This is a genomic window from Massilia orientalis (genome assembly GCF_030411975.2).
GTDB lineage: Bacteria > Pseudomonadota > Gammaproteobacteria > Burkholderiales > Burkholderiaceae_D > Telluria > Telluria orientalis.
In genome coordinates, this window is sequence record NZ_JASNRB020000007.1 from 80,868 (window position 1) to 103,935 (window position 23,068).

Here is a 23,068-nt window from a genome sequence, read left to right on the forward strand (position 1 = left end):
CGGATGGCGCTGAATGACAAGGGCAGGGCGGGTTCGGCGGAACGGTTGTCGCGACTTCTGTAGTGCTGTCGAATGCGGAGCATATCTGCTGGGTGTCGGCCGGATGGATAACATGCACCGGTCCCGGAGCCCACCATGTCCTTCGGGGGCCACGCTGCAAAGCGTGGCCCTTTGTGTTTTGTCTGTTGTTACCAACGTAGTGGCCCAACCTCTCCGAGATTTAATCAAATGCGTTATTAAAATGTGATCCTCGTCACATTTTCTCGATCTTTTAGGCGATAATGTCGCGTCTGCTTGATATTGGGTATTTCTATCCATCAAGTACCTCAACGACGGCCTGAAGATGAACAACAAACAATCCCAACCCAAGAACGAGATCGAGCTCGCGCTACGCAGCTTTAAGAGCACCTTCGTGACCGTGGGCACGTTCAGTGCCATCACGAACCTGTTGGCCCTCGTGCCTTCGCTGTACATGCTGCAGGTCTACGACCGCGTGCTGGCGAGCCGCAACGGGATCACGCTGCTCATGCTCACCTTGATCATGCTCGGCGGCTTCCTGCTGCTCTCGGCGCTGGAAATGATGCGCAGCTTCGTGCTCGTGCGCGTGGGCGCCAAGTTCGACATGATGCTGAACAAGCGCGTCTACACGGCCGCCTTCGAGCAGAACCTCAAGAAGGCGGGCGGCAACGCGGGGCAGGCGCTCAACGACCTGACGAACCTGCGCCAGTTCCTGACCGGTAACGCGCTGTTCGCGTTCTTCGACGCGCCGTGGTTCCCGATCTACCTGATCGTCATCTTCTTCTTCGAGCCCTGGCTCGGCCTGTTCGCGCTGTGCGGTACCGCGGTGCTGATCGTGCTGGCCATCGTCAACGAAAAAGTGTCGCGCGCGCCGCTCAGCGAAGCCAACACCATGGCGATCATGGCCGGCACGCTGGCGACCAACAACCTGCGCAACGCCGAAGTCATCGAATCGATGGGCATGCTGCCCAACCTGATGGGCCGCTGGTTCAAGCTGCACAGCCGTTTCCTGAACTTGCAGGCGGATGCCAGCCAGAAGGCCGGCGTCGTCGGCGCCATCACCAAGTTCGTCCAGTCCTCGCTGACGTCCGGCGTGCTCGGTTTCGGCGCGCTGCTGGCGATCGACGGCCGCATCACCCCGGGCATGATGATCGCCGCGTCCATCCTCGTGGGCCGCGCGCTGGCGCCGGTGCAGCAGGTGATCGCGGTGTGGAAATCGTGGGCGAGCACCCGCAGCGCCTATGGCCGCCTGGCGGAACTGCTGAATGGTAATCCCGAGCGCAGCGCCGGCATGGAATTGCCCAAGCCGGAAGGCATCCTGACGGTCGAAGGCGTCACCGCGGCGCCGCCGGGCGCGGCGCAGGCCGTCGTGCGCGGCCTGTCGTTCGCCATCGCGCCGGGCGACGCGCTGGGCGTGGTCGGTCCGTCCGGCTCCGGCAAGTCGACGCTGGCGCGGCTGCTGGTGGGCGTCTGGCCGGCCGCGGGCGGCAAGGTGCGCCTCGACGGCGCCGACATCTACAGCTGGAACAAGGGCGAACTGGGCCCGAACATCGGCTATCTGCCGCAAGACATCGAACTGTTCGGCGGGACCGTCAGCGACAACATCGCCCGCTTCGGCGAAGTCGATCCGGAGAAAGTGGTCGATGCCGCCAAGCGTGCGGGCGTGCACGACATGATCCTGCACCTGCCGAAAGGCTACGACACGCCGCTGGGCGACGCCGGTGCCGGCCTGTCCGGCGGCCAGAAGCAGCGCCTGGGCCTGGCCCGCGCCATGTACGGCGATCCGGCGCTGATCGTCCTCGACGAACCGAATTCGAATCTCGACGAGATCGGCGAACAGGCGCTCGTGCAGGCCGTGCTCGACCTGCGCCGGCGCGGCAAGACGATCGTCCTGATCACGCACCGCACCAGCATCATCGGCGCCACCAGCAAGCTGCTCGTGATGCGCGACGGCGTCGGCCAGATGTTCGGCCCGACCGACCAGGTACTGGCCGCCCTCCAGGAAGCGAACCAGAAGGCGGCGCAACAGCAGGCCGCCGCCCAGCAGCAGGCAGCCCAGCAGGCCGCGCAGGCACGTGCCCAGGCCATGCAGGCGCAGGCGCCCGCAACGACGGAACAAGGAAGCAAATAATGAAGCTCGTGAAACACAACGATGCGCGCAAGGAAGCGGGCAAGCCCGCGGCCACCGAAGTGATCACCCATGACGTCGAGCCGTTGACCGTCAACACCGACGCGCGCGCCTACGCGCGCCTGGGCTGGCTCATCGTCCTGCTCGGCGTCGTCGGCTTCCTGGTCTGGGCCGCGTTCGCGCCGCTCGACAAGGGCGTGCCGATGTCCGGCACGGTCGCCAAGGAATCGAACCGCAAGGCCGTGCAGCACCAGACCGGCGGCACCATCCAGGAAATCCTCGTCAGGGATGGCGACGTCGTGAAGGCGGGGCAGGTGCTCGTCCGCATGAACGGCGTCACCGCCAAGGCGGGCTACGACATCACCGAGGCCCAGTACCTCAACGCGCGCGCCACCGAGGCGCGCCTGCTGGCCGAGCAGGCCGGCGCGAAGACCATTCGCTTCCCGGACGAGCTGACGAAGCGCGCCAGCGATCCGCGCGTGGCCGAGACGATGACCCTGCAAACCCAGCTGCTGGCCTCGCGCCAGGCATCGCTGCAGAGCGAGCTGGGCGGCGTGGACGAGAACATCGCCGGCCTCAAGTTGCAGATCCAGGGCCTGCAGGAAGGCCGCGAGAGCAAGAAGGCCCAGATGGGCTTCCTCAAGGAACAGCTCGCGGGCATGCGCGACCTGGCGAAGGATGGCTACGTCGCCCGCAACCGCCTGCTGGACCTGGAGCGCACCTACGCCCAGCTGCAGGGCGAGATCTCGGAAGACATCGGCAACATCGGCCGCGCCCAGCGCCAGGTGATGGAACTGACCCTGCGCAAGGCGCAGCGCGTGCAGGACTACCAGAAGGAAGTGCGCACCCAGCTGAGCGAGACGCAGAAAGAGGCCGAAGCCCAGGGCGCGCGCATGAGCGCCCAGCAATTCGAACTGTCGAACGTCGACGTCAAGGCGCCGGTCGACGGCACCGTCGTCAACCTCGCCGTGTTCACCAACGGCGGCGTCGTGCCGCCGGGCTTCAAGATGATGGACATCGTGCCGGCCGACGACCCGCTGATCGTCGAGGGCCAGCTGGCCGTCAACCTGGTCGACAAGGTGCACAAGGGCCTGCCGACCGAGCTGATCTTCTCGGCCTTCAATGCCAACCGCACGCCGCGCATTCCGGGCGAGGTCGAGACGGTGTCCGCCGACCGCAGCGTCGACGAGCACACTGGCGTGCCGTACTACAAGGTGCGCGTGAAGGTGACGCCGGAAGGCGCGAAGATGATCGCCGCCCACCACATGGCCATCCGTCCCGGCATGCCGGCGGAACTGTTCGTCAAGACGGGCGAGCGCACGATGATGAGCTACCTGCTCAAGCCGGTCTTCGACCGTGCCCATTCGTCGATGAGCGAGGAATGACGATGGCGCGAGCGATCAGGACGGCCGTGGCCGCGGCCGCACTGCTGGCGCTGGCCGCCGGCAACGCGGGCGCGATCAGCCTGCAACAGGCCTACGAGGCGGCACTGAAGAACGATCCTCAGTACCGCATGCATTACTTCGAGAAGGAATCGGCGCAGGAAAACGAGATCCTCGGGCGGTCGAACCTGCTGCCGCAGGTGTCGGCCAGCTATTCGGCGAACCGCAACGTGGCGGACCTCAACCAGTATTCGTCGCAGTACAACATGTGGTTTCCGAGCCACCCCCGCTACATCAGCCGGTCGTCCGCCATCCAGGTGCGCCAGCCGATCCTGAACCTGGACGGCATCGTGCGCTACCGCCAGGGCAAGGTCCAGGCGAAGCAGGGCGCCCAGCAGTTCGAGGCGGATACGAACGACGTGATCCTGCGCGTCGTCGGTGCGTATGCCGATGCCCTGTTCGCCGAAGACCAGGTGGAACTCGCGCGCGTGCAGCGCGATATGTACCAGGAGCAGATGAAGGTCAACGCGCGCCTGTTCGAAAAAGGCGAGGGCACGAAAACCGACATGCTCGAGACCAAGGCGCGGTTCGACCTCGCGGAAGCCCAGCTGGTGGAAACGCAGGACAACGCCCAGGCGATGCGCGACACGCTGGCCGGCGTGATCGGCATGGAACCCGGCACGCTCGACAAACTCGGGACGAATTTCCACTTCCAGCCGCTGAAGCCCGCGTCGATGGACGAGTGGCGCAACATCGCGCTCGCGCACAATCCGCAACTGCTGTCCGCGCGCCTGGGTGTCGAGAACGCGCGCCTGGAGATCCAGCGTAACAAGGCGGGCCATGCGCCGCGCGTCGATTTCATCGCGGCCTACAGCAAGGACGACTCGGCGTCGCTGCAGACTTACCAGCAGAACTCCGTGAACCGCACGATCGGCGTGCAGGTGAACATTCCGATCTACCAGGGCGGCGCCATCAGCGCGCAGACGCGCCAGGCCGCCGACAACTGGAACCGCGCCCAGTCCGACCTGGACAACCGCACGAACCAGGTGCTGGTCGAGCTGCGCAAGGCCTACGACCTCGTGCAGAACAGCGTGGCCAAGGTCACGGCGCTGGAAAAGGCCGTCGCGTCCGGCAAGGAGCTGATGGTCGCCACCGAGCAGAGCATCAAGGGTGGCGTGCGTATCAATCTCGACCTGCTCAATGCCCAGCAACAGTTGTACTCGAGCCAGCGCGATCTCGCGCAGGCGCGCTATTCCTACCTGCTCGGTCTGCTGCGCCTGCGCGCCGCAGCCGGCACGCTCGGCGACAGCGACGTGCGCGAAGTGGCGGCGTATTTCCGCTGACACGCTCGCCGCCCGACATGGACGAGGCCCGCTGCGTTCCGCGCAGCGGGCCTTTTTTTTGGCTATCCAAGAAGTAACAATTACACTCCAGAATGTAAGCAGTTACTTCTCTTGAGAAATACTATCCATGAGGAACTCGGCCCGTTGCGCCTGAGTTCGGTGCGCCTCCCGTCCATCAATTCATGTAGCATGAATTTACAACCGTTAGATGGAGGCAGCGATGGCTGACAATGTGAGTGAGATTCAGAAGCTGTATGTGGAATATTTCGGACGTCCCGCGGATCCGGAAGGCCTGAACTTCTGGGTCAGTGCCATGAACCAGGATCCGAACGTGATCACGCAAATCCAGCACGACTTCGCGACGTCGGCTGAATACCAGGCGAATTACGGCGGCAGGAGCAACCACGACGTGGTGGAAGCGGTGTACCACAACATGTTTGGCCGCGAAGGCGATGCGGAAGGCGTGAAATTCTGGACCGACGCCCTCGACAACCACATCCTCAGCATCGAGCACGTGGTCAGCGAGATGGTCAAGGCGGCGCAGACTGCGCACAATGCCGACAGTGTCGTCTTCAACGGCCGTCTCGCCGTCGCCGTCGAGTACACGAACCACCTCGACACGGCGGCCGAGATTTCGGCTTACATGGGACCGAAGGCGTTCGACATCTCGTCCGGCCTGATCGACTCGATCGTCGACCTCGCCAGCGCCGCCATGGCGCGCGACCCCGGCGTCATCGATGCCAATATCGCCCAGATCGTGGGCAGCGCACAGGGCGTCGAAGCGCCGCACTTCGTGGCTTGAATCGGGTGAGGATGGCACGCACTCTGCGCAAGACGCGCTCGTGATTTACATCGTGCCGGCTCCCGCTGCAGTATCGGGCGGGAGTTTTTTATTATGCGGCCGCGGCGTCCCCGGCGGCGGATTCGACCGTTGCCTTGCCACCCGCGCAATGCGGGCACGATTTCCCCACCACATACTCCGGCGACAACTGCTGCCGCGGCGTCACGACGGCACGGCACGCGAAGCATTGCACGGTCTCCGTCGGTTCCAGCTTCGGATTGAGTGCGGTGCGATAGTCGAACACGAAGCAGTCGCCCGTGTAGTGGTCGCCGCCCACTTCCTCGAAATACTTCAGGATGCCGCCGTCGAGTTGATAAACGCGGTCATAGCCGATGTTTTGCATGTGGATAGCGGCTTTTTCGCAGCGGATGCCGCCCGTGCAGAACGTCACGACGGTCTTGCCCTTGAGCTCGTCCTTGTGTTTCTCGACGACTTCCGGGAATTCGCTGAACTTGTCAATGCGGTAGTCGAGCGTGTTGTCGAACGTGCCGACGTCGACTTCGAACGCGTTGCGCGTTTCCATCATGACGACCGGGACGCCGTCGTCGTCATGGCCCTGGTCGAGCCAGCGCTTGAGCGTCTTCGGCGCCACGGAGGGCGCGCGGCCCAGTTCAGGCTTGATCAGCGGCATGCGCATCGTGATGATTTCCTTCTTGATGCGAACCAGCATGCGGCGGTGCGACTGTTCGGTCGACACGCTTTCTTTCCACTCCAGGTCGGCCAGGCGGGCGTCGCTGTGCACCCAGGCGAGGTACTGGTCGATCTCCGCGCGCGGGCCGGAGACGAACATGTTGATGCCCTCCGGCGTCAGCAGGACCGTGCCCTTCAGGCCCAGCTCGTTGCACTTCGCCTGGTATTGCGGGCGCAATTCTTCGAGGTTGTCGAGGGTGACGAACTTGTAGGCGGCGATATTGACGTGCATGATCGTGAATGCGGGAGAACGTGACATGAAGCCCGCTATTATAAGTCAGCTGCGGGCCGTAAGCGTCGCTTTCCCGGCACTGGCGTCCGTTCATGCACGCCGGACCAGCGTCAGAACCAGTAGCCGAGATTCAGCGTCAGGCCACGGGTGACGTTGCTGCGCACGTAAGAGACGCCCGCACGCAGGAAGCTGTGGCGGTTCGAGGCGTTGCGGTTGGTGCCGAGCGTGACGCCGATCTCCTGGCTGTTGCTGACATACGGTTTCTCGCCCAGGTAGCGGGTGTCGATCAGCGAGAACTCCGCGGCCGTATCGGCGCCGAAGGCCGTCGTCGGCAGCGAGGCCATCAGGCCATTGCGCGTCATCTTCAGCTTGATGTCCGGATCGAACGAGTAATCGCCGCTGCGGAACTTGCCCGTTTTATACAGGGCGATCATGTTGCCGACCGCGAGATCGACGCCGCCCAGGGGAATGACGTACGTGCTCATCAGCGAGGCGGATGCGACGGTGGAGACGGTGGCGCGGTCGAGCGACGCCACGGCGGAGTAGCGCACGCCCGGCGTCAGGGTCCAGTTGTCGCTGACCGGCAGGCGCACGGCCAGGCCGAGCCCGAAGTTGTAGGCGTGGGCGTTGCCCGTCTTCGCATCCATGATGGGCATGCTCAGCACGACCTGGCGCCGTGCGTCGCTGTCGCTCCGCCAGGTGTAGGAAAGGGGCAGGCTGGTCGTCTTGACCTGTTCGCCGCCGCCGCTCACGTTGTAGGTCGAGTAGCCCAGGCCGACGCCGATCAGGTTGTTCGGCGTGCCGGCCGTGCCGCCCGTGGCGATCTTGCTGGCGGTATCGAAGCCGGCTGCGAAGTCGGCGGTGCCGAGCATCGGGATGAGGCCGCCGGCGCCGGTCAGGGCGCTCGAGGCCGAGTGCTGCGACTGGTAGCGCAATACCTTGCCGAGGATATCGGATTTCTTCAGGAATTCGACGAGTTGTTCCTCGGAGTCGTCACGCGTCGCGCCCGTGAAGGAGCCGCTCATGCCGAGTTCCGGGAAGTTGTAGCTCAGCGTGGTGGAGGCGGTCGCGTAGCGCAGGACGACGTTGATGTCGTCGAAACGGCCTTGCGCCTGGGCGACCGAGTTGTCCCGGTAGCCGCTGTTGCTCAGCGTGAAGTTCTTCGCAGAGTCGATGAAGGTATCGACGTTGGACGCGCACAGCGTCTGGCCTGCCGTGCCGTTCACGTCCGCGCGAAAACCGAACGATTTCTGGCAATCCAGTTGTTGGGCGGCTGCCGGCAGCGCCATGGTGCCCGCCAGTGCGACGATAAGAGTCGTTTGCTTCAAATGCATGAGTTTAACCCCTAGTTAATAATAGTTGTGGGACGGAATTATATTTACTTGAATATCAATGTTGATCATCATTCAATACCGACTGTTGTTATTCGGTCAGGATGTTTGTTGTCGCGTTCGGCAGGACAAAGTCGGCTCATAAAAGTTCGCCGGTGCGTATGAGCTGCCGCAAACAGTCATATTGACGTCTCCCCTTAGGATGGTTTGCATCTTTCATCGGGGGTAAATCATGACGAAGCCAACGTTGTTGAAGGCCGGTATAGCAGTGTCCGGCGCTTTCCTGCTCGCGGCGCATGCGGGCGCGCAGGAAGTGATCCCGGTCGAGATGCCGCAGGAAGTCAATATGGTGGGCGCGGGTGCGTTCGGGCTGCCGGATTTTCCCGGTTCCGAGGATTACCATGCCGAAGGTGCGGGTTTCTTGCATGCCAACTTCGGCAATGGCATGTGGCTGCGCGTGATCGGCCCGGAGGTCAAGCTGAACGTGCTGCCGTCCAACATGAACCTGCCGCAGACCTTTATCCCGCTCAACAGCCTGCGGGCCGGGTTCCTGTACCGGGCGCGGCCGACGCGCGACACGGACGTCGACGATGCCGTCGTGCGCCAGATGCGCCGGATCCCGGCCGCGTCCGAGCTCGGCATCTTTGCCAGCTACGATGTGCCGATGTCCGCCGACCCGCTGCACAAGATCGTGTTCAGCGGCGACGTCGCGTGGAACACGAACAACCTGTACACGGGCGCCACGGGGAGCATCAAGGCGACGTATTTTTATCCCTTCCCGCAGGGTATCGGCGGGCGGCCGCTGCTCGGCTCGGCCGGCTTCAGCCTGTTTTTCGCGAGTGACCATTTCAACGACCGTTATTTCGGCATCAACGGCGCGGATCTCGCCGCGTTCCCGGAGCGGGGCGGGACGCCATACCGGGCCGAGGGCGGGCTCACGTCGATCCGGGTCCCGTTCCAGCTGATGTCGCAGTTCGACCGGCACTGGGGCGTCACCCTGGCCGGGCGCTACGAGCGGCTGCTGGGAGATGCGAAGGACAGTCCGATCGTGGACCGGCGCGGAAGTCCGAACCAGTGGGTGTTCGGGGGCGCGATCAATTACGCGTTCTGAATATGACCGTCGTCCCTGCGAAAGCGGGAACCCATACTGAGTCGATCAGGACGCTCAGCATGGGTTCCCGCCTCCGCGGGAACGACTTGCTGAGGTCTTGTCAAGAGGAACACGGTGCCTGGATGCAACCCTCCATTCCGGCCGTCCGAGGTAAAATGACAGGATGACTTCCCCGATCTTCACCCACCTCCGCGTCCATACCGAATACTCGATCGTCGACGGCCTCGTCCGTATTGACGACCTCGTGGCTGCCGCCGTCAAGGACCAGCAGCCGGCGGTGGGTGTGACCGACCTGGCCAACGCCTTCTGCCTCGTGCGCTTCTATAAAGCGGCGCGCGGCAAGGGCGTCAAGCCGATCGTCGGGGTGGATGCGTGGATCACGAACGACGAGAACCGCGACAAGCCGTTCCGCCTGCTCATCCTGTGCAAGAACAAGACGGGCTATCTGCAGCTGTGCGAGCTGGTGTCCAAGGCGTGGCTGACGAACCAGTACAAGGGCCGGGCCGAGATCCGCGTCGAGTGGCTGGAAGCGCTCGCAACCTCCGTCTCCACGCTGGAGCCCGACGTGCCGCAATCGAACGGCCTGATCGTCCTGTCGGGCGCGCAGTTCGGCGACATCGGCCAGGCCATCGACAACGGCGACCTGGACAAGGCCGAGGCGTGCGCGCGCCGCTGGGCGCAGATCTTCCCGGGGCACTTCTACGTCGAGATCCAGCGTGCCGGCCAGCCGAACCAGGAACAGCAGGTGCGCCACTCGGTGGCGCTGGCGAACCGGCTCGGGCTGCCCGTCGTCGCGACGCACCCGGTGCAGTTCATCAGCAAGGACGAATTCATCGCCCACGAAGCGCGCGTGTGTATCGCCGAGGGCGAGATGCTGGCCAACGCCAAGCGCGTGCGCCGCTTCAATGAAGGCATGTGCTTCAAGTCGCAGGCCGAGATGGCGGAACTGTTCAAGGACCTGCCGGGTGCCTTGGCCAACTCCGTGGAGATCGCCAAGCGCTGCAACGTCACGCTGACGCTCGGCAAGCCGCAGCTGCCGAACTTCCCGACGCCGGGCATGACGATCGACGAATTCCTCGTCGCGGAAACGAAGAAGGGCCTGGAAGAGCGCCTCATCGAGCTGTACCCGGATCCGGTGCAGCGCGAGAAGGAGCGCCCGCGCTACGAAGCCCGCCTGGAGTTCGAGAACAACACCATCATCAAGATGAAGTTCCCGGGCTACTTCCTCATCGTGGCGGAGTTCATCCAGTGGGGCAAGAACAACGGCGTGCCGATCGGTCCGGGCCGCGGCTCCGGTGCGGGTTCGCTCGTCGCGTACGCGCTCAAGATCACCGACCTCGATCCGCTGAAATACAACCTGCTGTTCGAACGTTTCCTGAACCCGGAACGTGTCTCGATGCCCGACTTCGACATCGACTTTTGCCAGGAAAAGCGGGAACTCGTCATCCAGCACGTGAAGGACCTGTACGGCCGCGACGCCGTGTCGCAGATCGCCACGTTCGGTACGATGGCGGCGAAGGGCGCGATCCGCGACGTGGGCCGCGTGCTCGACTTCGGCTATAACTTCTGCGACGGCATCTCGAAACTGATCCCGTTCAAGCCGGGCAAGCCCGTGTCGATCGCCGAGGCGATCGAAGAAGAGCCGATGTTGAAGGAGCGCCTCGAGAACGAAGAAGAAGTGAAGCAGCTGCTCGATCTCGCGCAGCAGGTCGAAGGCATCACCCGCAACATCGGCATGCACGCGGGCGGCGTGCTGATCGCGCCCGGCAAGCTGACGGACTTCTGCCCGCTGTACACGCAGGGCGGCGACGCCGGCGTCGTGTCGCAGTACGACAAGGACGACGTGGAGGCGGCCGGCCTCGTGAAGTTCGACTTCCTTGGCCTGACCACCTTGACCATCCTCGACCGCGCCGTCAACTACATCCGCGCGCTCGATCCGGTCGACAAGGATTTCGAGCTGTCCAAGCTGCCGCTGACGGACCGGCCGACCTATAAACTGCTGACGGACGCGAAAACCGTCGCCGTGTTCCAGCTTGAAAGCCGCGGCATGCAGGGCATGCTGAAGGATGCGCGTCCCGACCGCTTCGAGGACATCATCGCGCTCGTCGCGCTGTACCGTCCGGGCCCGATGGACCTGATTCCCGACTTCTGCAAGCGGAAACACGGCGAAAAGTTCGACTACCCGGACCCGCGCACGGAGTCGATCCTGTCCGAGACCTACGGCATCATGGTCTACCAGGAGCAGGTGATGCAGATGGCGCAGATCGTCGGCGGCTATTCGCTGGGCGGCGCGGACATGCTGCGCCGCGCGATGGGCAAGAAGAAGGCCGAGGAAATGGCCGAGCACCGCGCGATCTTCCGCGCCGGCGCCGCGAAGGACGGCCTGACGACCGAGAAGGCCGACGAGATCTTCGACTTGATGGAGAAGTTCGCGGGCTACGGCTTCAACAAGTCGCACGCGGCCGCGTACGCGCTGCTGTCGTACCACACGGCGTACCTGAAGGTCCACCACACCGCCGCGTTCATGGCAGCCAACATGTCGCTGGCCATGGAAGACACGGACAAGATCAAGATCCTCGTCGAGGACTCGATCGACATGTGCGGCCTGACGATCCTGCCGCCGGACGTCAACGAATCGCAGTTCCGCTTCACGCCGGAAGGCCCGCCGCCGTCCGTCACGGGCAAGCCCGTCAAGAACATCCGCTACGGCCTCGGCGGCGTGAAGGGCGCGGGGCAGGGCGCGATCGAGGCGATCATCGCCGCGCGCGAATCGGGCGGCAGGTTCAAGGACCTGTTCGACTTCTGCAAGCGCGTCGACCGCAAGCAGATCAACCGCCGCACGATCGAATCGCTGATCCGCGCGGGTGCGATGGACTGCTTCGGCATCGACCGCGCGGTGCTGCTGGCATCGGTCGCCTTCGCGATGGAAGCAGCGGGACAGGCCGCCGCCGCCGCCAACCAGGTCAGCCTGTTCGGCGGCGACGATTCCGACCTCGTCGCGCCGCCCGACTATGTGAAGGCGACGCCGTGGACGGACCGCCAGAAGCTGGCCGAGGAAAAGACCGCGCTGGGTTATTACCTGTCCGGTCACATGTTCGACTCGTACGCGCAGGAAGTGCGCCGGTTCGCCAAGACCAAGCTGAAGGACCTGGAACCGTCGCGCGACCCGCGCATGCTGTGCGGCGTGATCACGGGCGTGCGCACGCAGCTCACGCAGCGCGGCAAGATCCTCATCGTGTCGCTGGACGACAAGTCCGGCGTCGTCGAGGTCACCATCTACAACGAGCTGTTCGAGCAGCACAAGAACATCTTCCGCGAGGACGAGTTCCTGCTCGTCGTCGGCAAGGTCTCGGAAGACCGCTTCAACGGCGGCCTGCGCATCACGGCCGAGAAGGTGTTCGACATCGCGACGGCGCGCATCCAGTACGGCCACAAGCTGGAGATGGACGTGGCGTGCACGATCGCGCCGGCGAAGCTGGCCGAGATCCTGCAGCCTTACCGCCACGAGAACGGCCTGCCGGTCAGCCTGCGCGTGACGCCGCAGGGCATCCCGTGCATCCTGCAGCTGGGCGACGCCTGGCGCGTGGCGCCGTCGGATGAACTGAAATACGCGCTCGAGCTGCACCTCGGCGCGAAAGACGTCGCGGTCGAGTATTGACGCGCGCCGTGCGTGCTGCGGTGAATAACTGACAAGACATATTGTCAACTGTGTTGTTGGGCCGCCTCGTTCCGGCGGCAGTGAGCGCTAACATTGATTGTGATTGCAATTGAGACATTGAGTTAGACAATGTTCGTTGGTAAATATTGATCCACGGATACTTTCCGGGTTTCGGGCGCCGGGATGACGGCGCAGATCAATATGAAAATCACATTTCGTCAAAAACTGTTCCTCCCTTTACTGCTCAGTTGGATCTGCCTTCTCGGGGTGTTCACCGTGAACGCGCTGCAGAGCCGCGCGCTTCGCCTCGAGGAGCGCAAGATCCAGCTGTCGAACGCCAGCGAGATGGCGGTGTCCATCGCCAAGGAATACGCGGCCGCGGCCACTGCCGGCAAGATGCCGGTCGACGAGGCGAAAAAGCAGGTGCTGGACCGTACCCGCGCGTTGCGCTTCGGGACCAGCGGCTATCTCACCATCTATGACGACAAGACCGTGCTGATGCATCCGATCAAGCCGGAACTGGTCGGTACGCCGCTCGGCCAGACGGCCGATCCGGAAGGCCACAAGCCGTACGTCGACGGTATCGCCGCGACGCAGGCGGGTCGCGGCGGCTTCATCGAATACCTGTGGGCCAAGCCGGGCTCGCAAAAGCCCGAGCCCAAGCTGACCTATGTCGAGCCCTACGCGCCCTGGGGCTGGTACTTCATGACGGGCCTGTACATCGACGACCTCGATCATGCTTTCTACGCGCAATTGATTGCGGCCGCCGGCTGGCTGGCCGTCATCGGCGTGCTGCTCAACGCCCTGGTCTGGATGGTGGTACGCAGCGTCGAGCGCTCGATCGGCGGCGATCCGGCCGAGGCCGTCGCCGTCGCGCAGCGCATCGCCGCCGGTGACCTCGGCAGCGACGTGCCCGTGCGTGCCGGTGCCGAAGCGAGCCTGATGGCCGCGATGAAACGCATGCGTGACGCCTTGGCCGGCATCGTCGCCGACGTGCGCTCGGGCACGGACCTGATCGCCACGGCATCGCGCGAGATCGCCAGCGGCAACCTGGATCTCTCCAGCCGCACGGAAGAACAGGCCAGCTCGCTCGAAGAGACGGCCGCGTCGATGGAAGAATTGACGTCGACCGTGAAGAACAGCGCCGGGAACGCGCGCGAAGCGAGCCGGCTGGCCGATTCCGCCGCCGAGGTGGCGGGCCGCGGCGGCGCCGTCGTCGCGCGCGTGGTCGATACGATGGCGTCGATCAACGAATCGTCGGGCAAGATCGTCGACATCATCGGCGTCATCGACGGCATCGCGTTCCAGACGAATATCCTCGCGCTGAATGCCGCGGTCGAGGCGGCTAGAGCCGGCGAGCAGGGCCGGGGCTTTGCCGTGGTGGCGAGCGAAGTGCGCAACCTGGCCCAGCGTTCCGCCACGGCCGCCAGGGAAATCAAGGCCCTGATCGGCGATTCCGTCGCGCGCGTGGACGACGGCGCGAAGCTCGTGGAGGAGGCGGGCGCGACGATGCAGGAGATCGTCGCGAGCGTGAACAAGGTCAGCACGATGATCGGCGCGATCAGCAGCGCCACGCGGGAGCAGGGCGACGGCATCGAGCACATCAACCAGGCCATCGCCCAGATGGACCAGGTGACCCAGCAGAACGCCTCGCTCGTCGAGGAAGCGGCGGCCGCGTCGGAAGCGATGCAGGAGCAGGCCGCGAAGCTGGCCCAGGTGGTCAGCGTGTTCCGCGTGGACGCGGCGCCGGTGGAGACCCGCCGGGCCGCTACGGCGCCGGCTGCGCGTGCTCGCGCAACCCGATCGTTGCCTGCGTAATCTTGTTGGCAGCGCGTTCCAGGACGACCTTGCGGTTGCTGGTCTCCTGGTCGCGCTGCGCCTCGCGGTGCCACAGATGGAATACCTCGGTGGCGAAAGCGCCGTCCTTGCGCCGCACGCCGGCGTGGAACAGCCGCACGACGAGGTCGGAATCTTCATGGCCCCAGCCCGTGAAGCTCTCGTCGAACCCGTTCACTTTCTCCAGGTCGCTGCGCCAGACGGCCAGGTTGCAGCTCTTGATGCGCCGCCAGGTGAACTTGCGCGACGTGCGGCCCAGGTCGGGCCAGCGCAGCCCCAGCGGCTGGAGCGTCTTGTTCAGGTCGCCCTGCAGCCGCCATCCCAGCCGGGTCAGGGGCGCGGTGGCGCTTACATCGATCCCGTCGTCCAGCACCCGGCGCGTCAGGGCCTCCGACATCAGGATGCGGCTGCCCGACACGAGGCAACCGGGCTCGGCCAGCATTCGATGGCGCGCGATGAAATCGCGTTGCGGGATGCAATCGCCGTCGAGGAAGACGATGTAGTCGCCCGTCGCGGCCAGGGTGCCGCGGTTGCGGGCCATCGCGGCGCGAAAACCCTGGTCGGGTTGCCAGACGTGGCGCAGAAGCACCGGTGACGCCGCCGCCAGCCGCTCCACGCAGGCACGCGTGTTGGCAGTCGAGCCATCATCAGCGATAATGATTTCGAAATTCTTGTCGTTCTGCATAAAACATGCCCGCACCACCGCCTCCAGCGCGTCGGGCCGGTTGTAGGTGGTGATCACGACCGAGATTGTCTGTGCGTGAAGCATAAGGTCCAGTGTACACTCCCATATTTTGGGCACGTCGCCAAACCTCGACGGTTTTGCGAGGTGCCATCAGGGGCAAGAGTATCCCACAAGAACATCGATGAACAGCAATCCGACGAACACGAGGGAACCGATGCGGGTCTGGATCGGCACCCTGGCCTTCCTGTTACCCTTTTTGAGCCTCGTCACCTCGTTCGGCGTGAATCTTGCGAGTTTCCTGTTCCTGGCCAGCGCTTTGATATTCTTCAAACCGAGCCGGGATGCGCTCGTGCGCCACTGGCCGCAGGTACGCTGGGTCGTGCTAGCCTTCCTGCTGCACTTCCTGTTCGTGCTCGCGTGCGCGCTGCTGCGCGGCGAACGGCTCAGCGTGCAGGAAAAGCCGCTGCGCATGCTCCTGTCGGTGAGCGCGCTCGTCCTCGTCGTGGCCATGCGCGCGCCGCGCCGGGCGCTGTGGTGGGGCGCGAGCGCGGGCGCCGTGGCGGCGCTGCCGTTCATCGCCTGGCAGCGTCTCGTGCTGCACATCGACCGGCCGGGCGGATTCGTCAATTCGATCACGTTCGGCGACCTGGCGATGCTGCTGGGGCTGCTGTCGCTGGCCGGCGCGATCGACATGCGCGACCGCCCGCGCGATGCGGTGCTGGCCGGCGCCGGCGCGCTGGCGGGACTCGCCGCGTCCGTGCTGACGGGCACCCGCGGCAGCTGGGCAGCGGTCGCGCTGGCGCTGCTGGTGCTGGGGCGCCACGCGCGCGGGATCGACAGCCGCCGGGTGCGCGCGCTGCTGGCCGGCGGCGTGGCCGTGCTGGCCGCGGCCTGGTTCACGCCGGCGCTGGGCGTGCAGGAGCGCTTCGCCCAGGGCGTCAGCGACGCCCGCATCTGGTACGAGGGCGGCACCGTGTGGACGAACGTCGGCACCCGGCTGGAGTTGTGGAAGGGTGCCATCATGCTGATCCGCGAGCATCCGGTGCTGGGCATGGGTTTCGATGCCTGCCGCGTCCGCCTGGCGGACTATGCGCAGGCCGGCCGGCTCGATCCGTTGGTGCTCCAGCTGCCGCACCTGCATAATGATGTGTTGCAGGCGCTGGCGACGGGCGGCGTCGTCGGCTTCGTCCTCTGGGCCGCCACGCTGGTCGCGCCCCTGCGGTTCTTCCTGCGCCGGCTCGGCCAGGATGCGCGCGGACCGCAGTTCGCGGTCGCGCTGGGCGGAGCGTTCGTGGTGCTGGGCTATGTCGGCTTCGGGCTGACGGAAGTGATTTTCTGGTCTATGAAGGGCAGTCTGTTCTATGCGCTCATGGTGTTTGTGCTCATGGGCTTCTGCCTGAATGCGAAAGAAAAAATTGGATAACAGTGTCATCATCAAGCGCCTGTGGGCGATCCTGAAACCCTATCGCGGGCGCGCCTTCCTGTCGCTGCTCGCGATGGCGTTGACGGCCGCCACCCAGCCGTTGCTGGGCGAGGCCCTGAAGCTGCTGATGGACATGGGCTTCAAGAACAAGGTGCCGTTCAGCCTGTGGTGGATTCCCGGCGTGCTGGTGTCGATCTTCGTCCTGCGCGGCATCGGCACGTTCGCCACCGCCTATTACAACAACTGGGTGCTCTCGCGCGTGCTGAACGACTTGCGCGCGCAGGCCTTCGCGCGGCTGCTGCGCCTGCCGGTCGCGCGCTTCCACGAAGAGTCGACCGGCAAGGTGATCAACACCGTCGTCGGCGACGTGCGCCAGGTCGTGGACATGATCCAGTCCGTGTTCATCTCGTTCGTGCGCGACGTGCTCGTCGTGATCGGCCTGCTCGGCTCGCTGCTGTGGCTGAACTGGATGCTGACCGTCGTCGCGATCGTCGTCGTGCCGCTGACGGCCGTGATCGTGCGCACGACGAGCCGCCGCCTGCGCCACCTGAACCGCGAGAACCAGCGCGTGACGGCCGAGATGACCCAGGTCGTCGAGGAAGCGGCGCGCGGCCACCAGGTGATCCGCGTGTTCTCCGGCGAGAACTACGAGAACCGCAGGTTTTATTTGCGCAGCGAGGCGCTGCGCGGCTTTTCGCAGCGCATGACGGTCGCCTTCGCGGCGACGACGCCCGTGACCCAGGTCGCCACGTCGGTGGCGTTGTCGGTCGTCGTGGTGCTGGCGCTGCGGGCCGACATGACGGTCGGCGAGTTCACCCAGTTCGTCACCCTGATGCTGATGCTGCTCACGCCGCTGAAAGCGCTGGCCGAAGTGAACGGCCCGATGCAGCGCGGGATCGCCGCGGCGGAAACCGTGTTCTCCCTGATCGACGCGCCGGTCGAACACGACCCGGGCACGCGCATCATCGCGCGCGCGCAGGGCCACGTGCGCTTCGAGCACGTGAAGTTCCGCTACCCGAACGCGCAGTCGCTCGCGCTGGACGACGTGTCGCTGGAGGTCAAGCCGGGCCAGACCGTCGCGCTGGTCGGCATGTCGGGCGGCGGCAAGTCGACGTTCGTGAACCTCGTCACGCGCTTCTACGAACCGGAAGCCGGCCGCATCCTGCTGGACGGCATTCCGTACCAGGACATCCAGCTGCCGTCGCTGCGCGCCCAGCTGGCGCTCGTCAGCCAGAACGTCGTGCTGTTCGACGACACGCTGCGCGCCAACATCGCCTACGGGGTCGAGCATGTGGACGAGGCGCGCCTCGCCGCGGCCATCCGCGCCGCGCATCTCGACGACGTCGTCGCGCGCCTGCCGGAAGGCGTCGACACGATGATCGGCGAGAACGGCATGCGCCTGTCGGGCGGCCAGCGCCAGCGCGTGGCCATCGCGCGCGCCATCTACAAGGATGCGCCGATCCTGATCCTGGACGAGGCCACGTCGGCGCTGGACAACGAATCGGAACGCGCCGTGCAGGCCGCCCTCGACACCCTGATGGCCGGCCGCACCACGTTCGTGATCGCGCACCGCCTGTCGACCATCGAAGGCGCCGACCTGATCGTCGTGATGGAACATGGCCGCATCGTCGAGCAGGGCACGCATGACGAATTGCTGTCCCGCGGCGGCATGTACGCCAACCTGTATCGGTTGCAGTTCTCGGCGCTGGTGGAAGAAACATGACGGAGAAAGATCGCACCCTCGTCATCTCGCCGAACTGGATCGGCGACGCGGTGATGGCCCAGCCCCTGCTGCGCCTGCTCAAGCAGGCCCACCCGGAGCGCGCCATCGACGTGCTGGCGCCGCCGCAGGTGGTGCCCGTGTGGCGCCGCATCCAGGAGGCGGACGACATCCTGGTGACGCCGTTCCGCCACCGCGCGCTGCAGCTGGGCGAACGGTGGCGCTATGCACGGATCCTGAAGGAGCGCGGCTACAGCGATGCCTACGTCTTGCCCAACACCCTGAAATACGCGCTGATCCCGTGGCTCGCGCGCATCCCGCGCCGCGTGGGCTACAAGGGAGAAATGCGCTACGGGATGGTCAACGTCATGCACCACGACGACAAGCCGCGCCGCTCGATGGTGCCCTTCTACGCGGCCCTCGCGCGCGAGCCCGAGGTTCCGCTGCCGGGCAAGCTGGTGCGGCCCTACCTCGTCGTCGGCGGGGAAGAAACGGAACAGGTCGGCAAGCGTTTCGGCGTGGACTTGTCCCGTCCCCTGGTCGCGTTCGCGCCCGGTGCCGAGTTCGGCATCGCCAAGCGCTGGCCGCCTGCGTACTACGGCGCGCTGGCCGCGAAGGTCGTCGACGCCGTGCCGGGCGTGCAGGTGGTGCTGCTCGGTTCGCCGAACGACCGCGAGACGTGCGACCAGGTCGTGCGGCATGTCGCGGGCGCGGCCGGCGCAGCGGTGCGCAACCTGGCCGGCCAGACGTCGCTCGACGACGCCATCGCACTGCTGGCGCGGGCGAGCGCCGTCGTCTCCAACGATTCCGGCCTGCTGCACATCGCCTCGGCGCTGAACCGGCCGGTCGTCGCCCTGTACGGCTCGACGGATCCGGATTACGCGCCGCCGCTGTCCGAGGTGGCACGGACGGTGTCGCTGCGCCTGGCATGCTCGCCATGCCGCAAGCGCGAGTGCCCGCTCGGGCATCACGATTGCATGAACAAGATGAGCGTGGAGAGGGTGTGGAGTGAGCTGGTGCCGATTCTGGTGCCGGTAAAGGGCAGTGCGGTAAGAGCTTAGCGTCGTCCCCGCGAAAGCGGGGACCCATGCTGAGTAACTTCGATTCGCTCAGTATGGATTCCCGCGTGCGCGGGAATGACGTTCATCGGCCGCGTAATCCTTCGCATACCTGGTCGGCGATGCTGCTGACCACCTCATGCCGCTTGCGCGCCTCTGACCGCTTCTTCGACGGGATGCTGTCCAGGTCCGGCGCCGCCACCGGCGCGCAGTCGAGTTCCCAGTCGCCGTCGGCCCGCTTGCGCGCGCCCAGTTCTTCCCACAGCTGGTCATAGTCGGCCAGCACGCGGCCGTTGCGGATCGCCTTGTAGATCACGCGGTTGCGGTTCGACACCATCACCATCCGTTCGCACCCGTAGTCGTGGCCCAGCTGGCGCACCAGCGTCGCCATCAGCTGCTTCGGGCGGATGCCGTGCAGCTCGCGCGTGGCTATGCGGATCGCCTCGCGCGCATCCTCCGTCTTGCCGCCCTGGATGCAGCCGATGCTGACGGCCGGACGGCCGTCGCGCGGCGCCACCGTGAACGCCACCGTGTACAAGGCCTTGTCGTCCTGGGTCAGTTGCAGCACCAGTTCGCCTTCGCGGTCGAACATGTTCACGGTGCGCAGCTGGACCTGGTAGGGCAGGCCGCTTTTACCCGAGGCTTCGGCCAGCACGACGGGCCCCAGGCTGGCACGCGCCAGCACCTGGCCCAGGCCGCGCTGGAACATGAAGTCGTAATGCGCGCGGATCGCCTCCAGGCGCGTGCGGGCATCCAGCACGTGGCTGATGTACGGACGGTAGACCTTGTACAGGAAGCGCGGGCAATTGCGCACGTAGTCGGAGAATGCCGGATGTGCGTTGAGCAGGTGCAGCCACCGCGGCGTCTGGCGCGGATGCAGCGCGGCGCGCATGCAGATCTTGGCGTATTCGCGGGTGGACTTGAAACCCGCCAGGTGCGGCGGAACGGCGGAGCGCAACGTGACGGCGGGGGAAGCAAGCGGGCGATAGCCTGCATACATACCAGACACCGCGGGTAGCGGCTGGCGAGGGAAGTCGGACATGTGAGTCACACCAAGGTTGCGTAAGGTAACGCTAAGTAACGTAGTGTAACTAAATAAATTCCGCCGGTAAATACACCTTGATCACATTTAATGTAGCGGTAACACGACCGCACGCGGGGGCGCGCGGTCGTGTTTCATCGAGCGTGGATCAGCTGGCGTAATGCGCCGGTTCGACGTCGTCCGCCCGTTTCGACAGCAGCTCGCGGTCGCGCAGGTAGCGGGCCAGCGCATCGCCGAACGATGGCAGCAACAGGCCGCGTTCGCTGCTCATCGCGCTGTTGCGGGGACGGGCGGCGCGCAGGCCGAGTTCGCCGGTCGTGCGTTCCTCCAGCCGGCCGTCGTCGACGCCGGCCGCAGCACACGCCTGGCGTGCCAGGTCGGCCCAGCTCATCGCGGCGCCGTTGGTGAGGTGCCAGAGACCGCACTCGCGGTCGATCAGCAGGTCGAGGCAGGTATTCACCAGGTCCGGCACGTACGTCGGCGACACGACCTGGTCGGCGGCCGCCGCGAACGGCCGGCCCGCGTCGAGCGCGTCGAGGGCCTGCGTGACGAAGTTGTGTTCGTCCCACGGACCGAAGAAGGCGCTCGTGCGGATGACGAGGGCCTGCGGGTCGGAATCGAGCACGCGCCGTTCCGCATCCGCCTTGCTGCGGCCGTACACGCCCAGCGGCGCCACCTTGTCGGACTCCACGTACGGGCGGTCGAGCGTGCCGTCGAACACGAGGTCGCTGGAGAAGGTCATGAAGCGCAGCGCGTGCCGGATGGCGGCCAGCGCCAGCACGGTCGGGCCGTGCGCGTTTTCGCGCATGCAGCGGTCGACGTCGCCCTCGGCATCGTCCACGCGCACGTAGCCGCCCGCGTTGATGATGGCCCATGGCTTGAAGCGCACGATCGCCGCCTCGACGGAGGCCGGATCGGCGATGTCCATCTCCTGGCGTGTGAGCACGTGGTAGGCGAGGTTACGGCGCTCGCAGATGCGGGCGAAGGCGCGGCCCAGCGTGCCCGTCGCGCCGGTGATCAGGATCGGCTGCGGGAACGTGGAGCGGAACGCGCCGCGTTCGGCGATGTCGGCCACGGCGGTGCGGGTCGCCACCGGCTTCGCGAGGAAGCGGCCTGGACGGCGCCACCAGCCCTGGCCCTGCAGCACGGGGTGCGCCAGCGGCCGGCCGCTGGCCAGTTCGCGCATCAGGTTCGCGACCGCGGTCGGGCGCGGCTGCGGGCCACGCACGTCGAACGGACCGGGCTCGTAATAGCCTTTGCATTCGGTGACGAGGCAGTTCCAGTCGAACGAGCCGAGCAGGGCCCACACGGTGACGGCGCGGATGTCGGCGCCGCCCTGCTGGACCTTCCTGGCGGCGTTCCAGATCTCCACGAGCCAGCGCAATTGATCTTCACGGTTGGCATCGATGTGCGCCTCGGTGACGGCGACCGGCAGGCCGTAGCGGTCCCACGTTTCCTGCAGCAGTGGTCCGATGCCGGGCGTCGGCGTGGCCAGCACGCGCGGGCATTCGATGTCGGCGTGGGGGACGCCGCGGTAATGGGTGCGGTGGCTTTCCGGATAGCGCTCGACGCGGTGGTCGAGCCAGCGCTCGCTGGTGATGTAGTAGTTGACGCCGATGATGTCCGGCGGGCAGTTGTTTTCCTTAAACCACAGCAGCTCGTCGGCGCCGGCGCCGTTCTCGAGCAGGTAGTCCCACAGCGCGTGGCCGGGGTCGATCTTCCCGCACAACATATCCCACGCCAGCCAGCGGCGTTCGTTGAAGAAATTTGCGATCTCCGCCATCTCGGGCGTGCCGTAGGTGCGCGACAAGTCGTCGGTCTGGACCAGCTTCGCGTTCGGGTTCACGGCGCGGATCGCGCGCATCGACAGCACGACGGCTCGGCACTGGTTGATGAGGGCGCGGATGAAGCCATCCTCGCTCGTGTCATGCGGATACCAGACGCCGTTGAGGCCGGAAAAGCGCGCGGTCGTGCACGGTTCATTGACGGGCGTCCAGTACTCGACCCACGGGTAGCGGCGCGCGACGGCGCCGGCATATTCGGCCAGTTTCTCGGCGAAGTCGGGGGACATCAGGCTCGTGTGGCGCGGGCCGCTGCCATGGTGGACGAGGCCGACGATGGGCGTCACGCCCAGTTGCTGCAGGACGGGCAGGCGTTCGTCGGACCACGACCAGTCGGCGGAGTCGATGCCGTCGGGTGCGGTACGTTCCCACAGCACGGGGTAGCGGATGGCGCGAATGCCGAGCGAAGCGAACCGCTCCAGGTCCTGAAGCCGTTCGGCATGTCCGTTGCGTTCCATTTGGGAGAAGTACTGATCGCGTACGCGGTTGACGGTGCATTCGAGGCCGCCCCAGAGCTGGAGTGGCGAGCTTGCTGGCTGGATATGGTTGCTGAGATTCATGTGCATGTCCTGCTGTTGATCCAAGACGTAAGCCTAGACGCCGATGCCGGCTTCTTGTGTGGGATGGCGAACATATAGACCGGATTTAGGACAAGTCCTACGTACTATCGGTCTTTGCTATGACTCCCGTCTTGACATGCCGACCGTGCGCCCACACGATGCAGGCAGG

Annotated in this window: 15 protein-coding genes; 10 read left to right on the forward strand and 5 right to left on the reverse strand. The window is 65.4% G+C overall.

The genetic code is table 11. The annotated features are described in order from the left end of the window. Nucleotides 1-343: 343 nt before the first annotated feature. The 4 genes from QPK29_RS12680 (at nt 344) to QPK29_RS12695 (ending at nt 5,673) form a co-directional block, all read left to right on the forward strand. On the forward strand, nt 344-2,149 hold the full coding sequence (locus tag QPK29_RS12680) for a type I secretion system permease/ATPase (RefSeq protein ID WP_371769023.1): 1,806 nt from the start codon (nt 344-346) through the stop codon (nt 2,147-2,149). Next, complete coding sequence (locus tag QPK29_RS12685) at nt 2,149-3,531, forward strand: HlyD family type I secretion periplasmic adaptor subunit (protein ID WP_371769024.1); 1,383 nt, start codon at nt 2,149-2,151, stop codon at nt 3,529-3,531. The genes QPK29_RS12680 and QPK29_RS12685 overlap by 1 nt, the downstream gene beginning before the upstream one ends. Before the next feature lie 2 nt (nt 3,532-3,533). Next, nucleotides 3,534-4,871, forward strand: a complete 1,338-nt coding sequence (locus tag QPK29_RS12690; protein WP_371769025.1) for a TolC family outer membrane protein — start codon at nt 3,534-3,536, stop codon at nt 4,869-4,871. A 232-nt stretch (nt 4,872-5,103) separates the two neighbouring features. Beyond that, entirely contained in the window at nt 5,104-5,673 is a 570-nt protein-coding gene (locus tag QPK29_RS12695; protein WP_400189765.1) for a DUF4214 domain-containing protein, read from the forward strand. 91 nt (nt 5,674-5,764) lie between these two features. Here the strand turns inward: QPK29_RS12695 and QPK29_RS12700 are convergent, their stop codons facing one another. Next, entirely contained in the window at nt 5,765-6,661 is an 897-nt protein-coding gene (locus QPK29_RS12700; protein WP_056130274.1) for a sulfurtransferase, read from the reverse strand. Nucleotides 6,662-6,744: 83 nt separating this feature from the next. Next, on the reverse strand, nt 6,745-7,968 hold the full coding sequence (locus tag QPK29_RS12705) for a TonB-dependent receptor (protein ID WP_371769026.1): 1,224 nt from the start codon (nt 7,966-7,968) through the stop codon (nt 6,745-6,747). A gap of 229 nt (nt 7,969-8,197) precedes the next feature. Here QPK29_RS12705 and QPK29_RS12710 point away from each other — a divergent pair, with 229 nt between their 5' ends. The 3 genes from QPK29_RS12710 to QPK29_RS12720 all read left to right on the forward strand — a co-directional run bounded on the left by QPK29_RS12710 (nt 8,198) and on the right by QPK29_RS12720 (nt 14,552). After that, nucleotides 8,198-9,076, forward strand: coding sequence for a MipA/OmpV family protein (locus QPK29_RS12710; RefSeq protein WP_371769027.1), 879 nt, complete (start codon nt 8,198-8,200; stop codon nt 9,074-9,076). A gap of 163 nt (nt 9,077-9,239) precedes the next feature. Continuing rightward, complete coding sequence (dnaE, locus tag QPK29_RS12715) at nt 9,240-12,734, forward strand: DNA polymerase III subunit alpha (RefSeq protein ID WP_160409347.1); 3,495 nt, start codon at nt 9,240-9,242, stop codon at nt 12,732-12,734. 201 nt (nt 12,735-12,935) lie between these two features. Next, nucleotides 12,936-14,552 carry a methyl-accepting chemotaxis protein gene (locus QPK29_RS12720; protein ID WP_371769028.1) on the forward strand — a complete coding sequence of 539 codons (1,617 nt, stop codon included), beginning with the start codon at nt 12,936-12,938 and terminating at the stop codon, nt 14,550-14,552. On the opposite strand, the gene QPK29_RS12725 is transcribed toward QPK29_RS12720, so the two are convergent. Further along, nucleotides 14,503-15,339 carry a glycosyltransferase family 2 protein gene (locus QPK29_RS12725; protein ID WP_371769029.1) on the reverse strand — a complete coding sequence of 279 codons (837 nt, stop codon included), beginning with the start codon at nt 15,337-15,339 and terminating at the stop codon, nt 14,503-14,505. The two genes, QPK29_RS12720 and QPK29_RS12725, sit on opposite strands and share 50 nt — an antisense overlap. A gap of 97 nt (nt 15,340-15,436) precedes the next feature. On the opposite strand from QPK29_RS12725, the gene QPK29_RS12730 reads away from it, so the two are divergent. From QPK29_RS12730 to waaF, 3 genes are read left to right on the forward strand one after another with little or no spacing between them, the layout of a single operon-like run. Then, nucleotides 15,437-16,678, forward strand: coding sequence for an O-antigen ligase family protein (locus tag QPK29_RS12730; protein ID WP_056130290.1), 1,242 nt, complete (start codon nt 15,437-15,439; stop codon nt 16,676-16,678). Then, entirely contained in the window at nt 16,671-18,401 is a 1,731-nt protein-coding gene (gene msbA, locus QPK29_RS12735) for a lipid A export permease/ATP-binding protein MsbA (protein WP_371769030.1), read from the forward strand. The genes QPK29_RS12730 and msbA overlap by 8 nt, the downstream gene beginning before the upstream one ends. Then, on the forward strand, nt 18,398-19,459 hold the full coding sequence (gene waaF / locus QPK29_RS12740; protein ID WP_371763858.1) for a lipopolysaccharide heptosyltransferase II: 1,062 nt from the start codon (nt 18,398-18,400) through the stop codon (nt 19,457-19,459). Before msbA ends, waaF begins: the two co-directional genes overlap by 4 nt. A gap of 82 nt (nt 19,460-19,541) precedes the next feature. On the opposite strand, the gene QPK29_RS12745 is transcribed toward waaF, so the two are convergent. Both QPK29_RS12745 and QPK29_RS12750 read right to left on the reverse strand, forming a co-directional pair. Beyond that, entirely contained in the window at nt 19,542-20,498 is a 957-nt protein-coding gene (locus tag QPK29_RS12745) for a VirK/YbjX family protein (RefSeq protein ID WP_371769031.1), read from the reverse strand. Nucleotides 20,499-20,646: 148 nt separating this feature from the next. Beyond that, a complete protein-coding gene (locus tag QPK29_RS12750; protein ID WP_371769032.1) occupies nt 20,647-22,899 on the reverse strand; it encodes a family 1 glycosylhydrolase in 2,253 nt (750 codons plus the stop codon). Nucleotides 22,900-23,068: the final 169 nt, after the last annotated feature.

Coding starts and splice junctions, on each gene's coding strand:
- QPK29_RS12680 (WP_371769023.1), top strand. CDS start 344: ATGAACAACAAACAATCCCAACCCAAGAACGAGATCGAGCTCGCGCTA.
- QPK29_RS12685 (WP_371769024.1), top strand. CDS start 2,149: ATGAAGCTCGTGAAACACAACGATGCGCGCAAGGAAGCGGGCAAGCCC.
- QPK29_RS12690 (WP_371769025.1), top strand. CDS start 3,534: ATGGCGCGAGCGATCAGGACGGCCGTGGCCGCGGCCGCACTGCTGGCG.
- QPK29_RS12700 (WP_056130274.1), bottom strand. CDS start 6,661: ATGTCACGTTCTCCCGCATTCACGATCATGCACGTCAATATCGCCGCC.
- QPK29_RS12705 (WP_371769026.1), bottom strand. CDS start 7,968: ATGCATTTGAAGCAAACGACTCTTATCGTCGCACTGGCGGGCACCATG.
- QPK29_RS12710 (WP_371769027.1), top strand. CDS start 8,198: ATGACGAAGCCAACGTTGTTGAAGGCCGGTATAGCAGTGTCCGGCGCT.
- dnaE (WP_160409347.1), top strand. CDS start 9,240: ATGACTTCCCCGATCTTCACCCACCTCCGCGTCCATACCGAATACTCG.
- QPK29_RS12720 (WP_371769028.1), top strand. CDS start 12,936: ATGAAAATCACATTTCGTCAAAAACTGTTCCTCCCTTTACTGCTCAGT.
- QPK29_RS12725 (WP_371769029.1), bottom strand. CDS start 15,339: ATGCTTCACGCACAGACAATCTCGGTCGTGATCACCACCTACAACCGG.
- QPK29_RS12730 (WP_056130290.1), top strand. CDS start 15,437: ATGAACAGCAATCCGACGAACACGAGGGAACCGATGCGGGTCTGGATC.
- waaF (WP_371763858.1), top strand. CDS start 18,398: ATGACGGAGAAAGATCGCACCCTCGTCATCTCGCCGAACTGGATCGGC.
- QPK29_RS12745 (WP_371769031.1), bottom strand. CDS start 20,498: ATGTCCGACTTCCCTCGCCAGCCGCTACCCGCGGTGTCTGGTATGTAT.
- QPK29_RS12750 (WP_371769032.1), bottom strand. CDS start 22,899: ATGAATCTCAGCAACCATATCCAGCCAGCAAGCTCGCCACTCCAGCTC.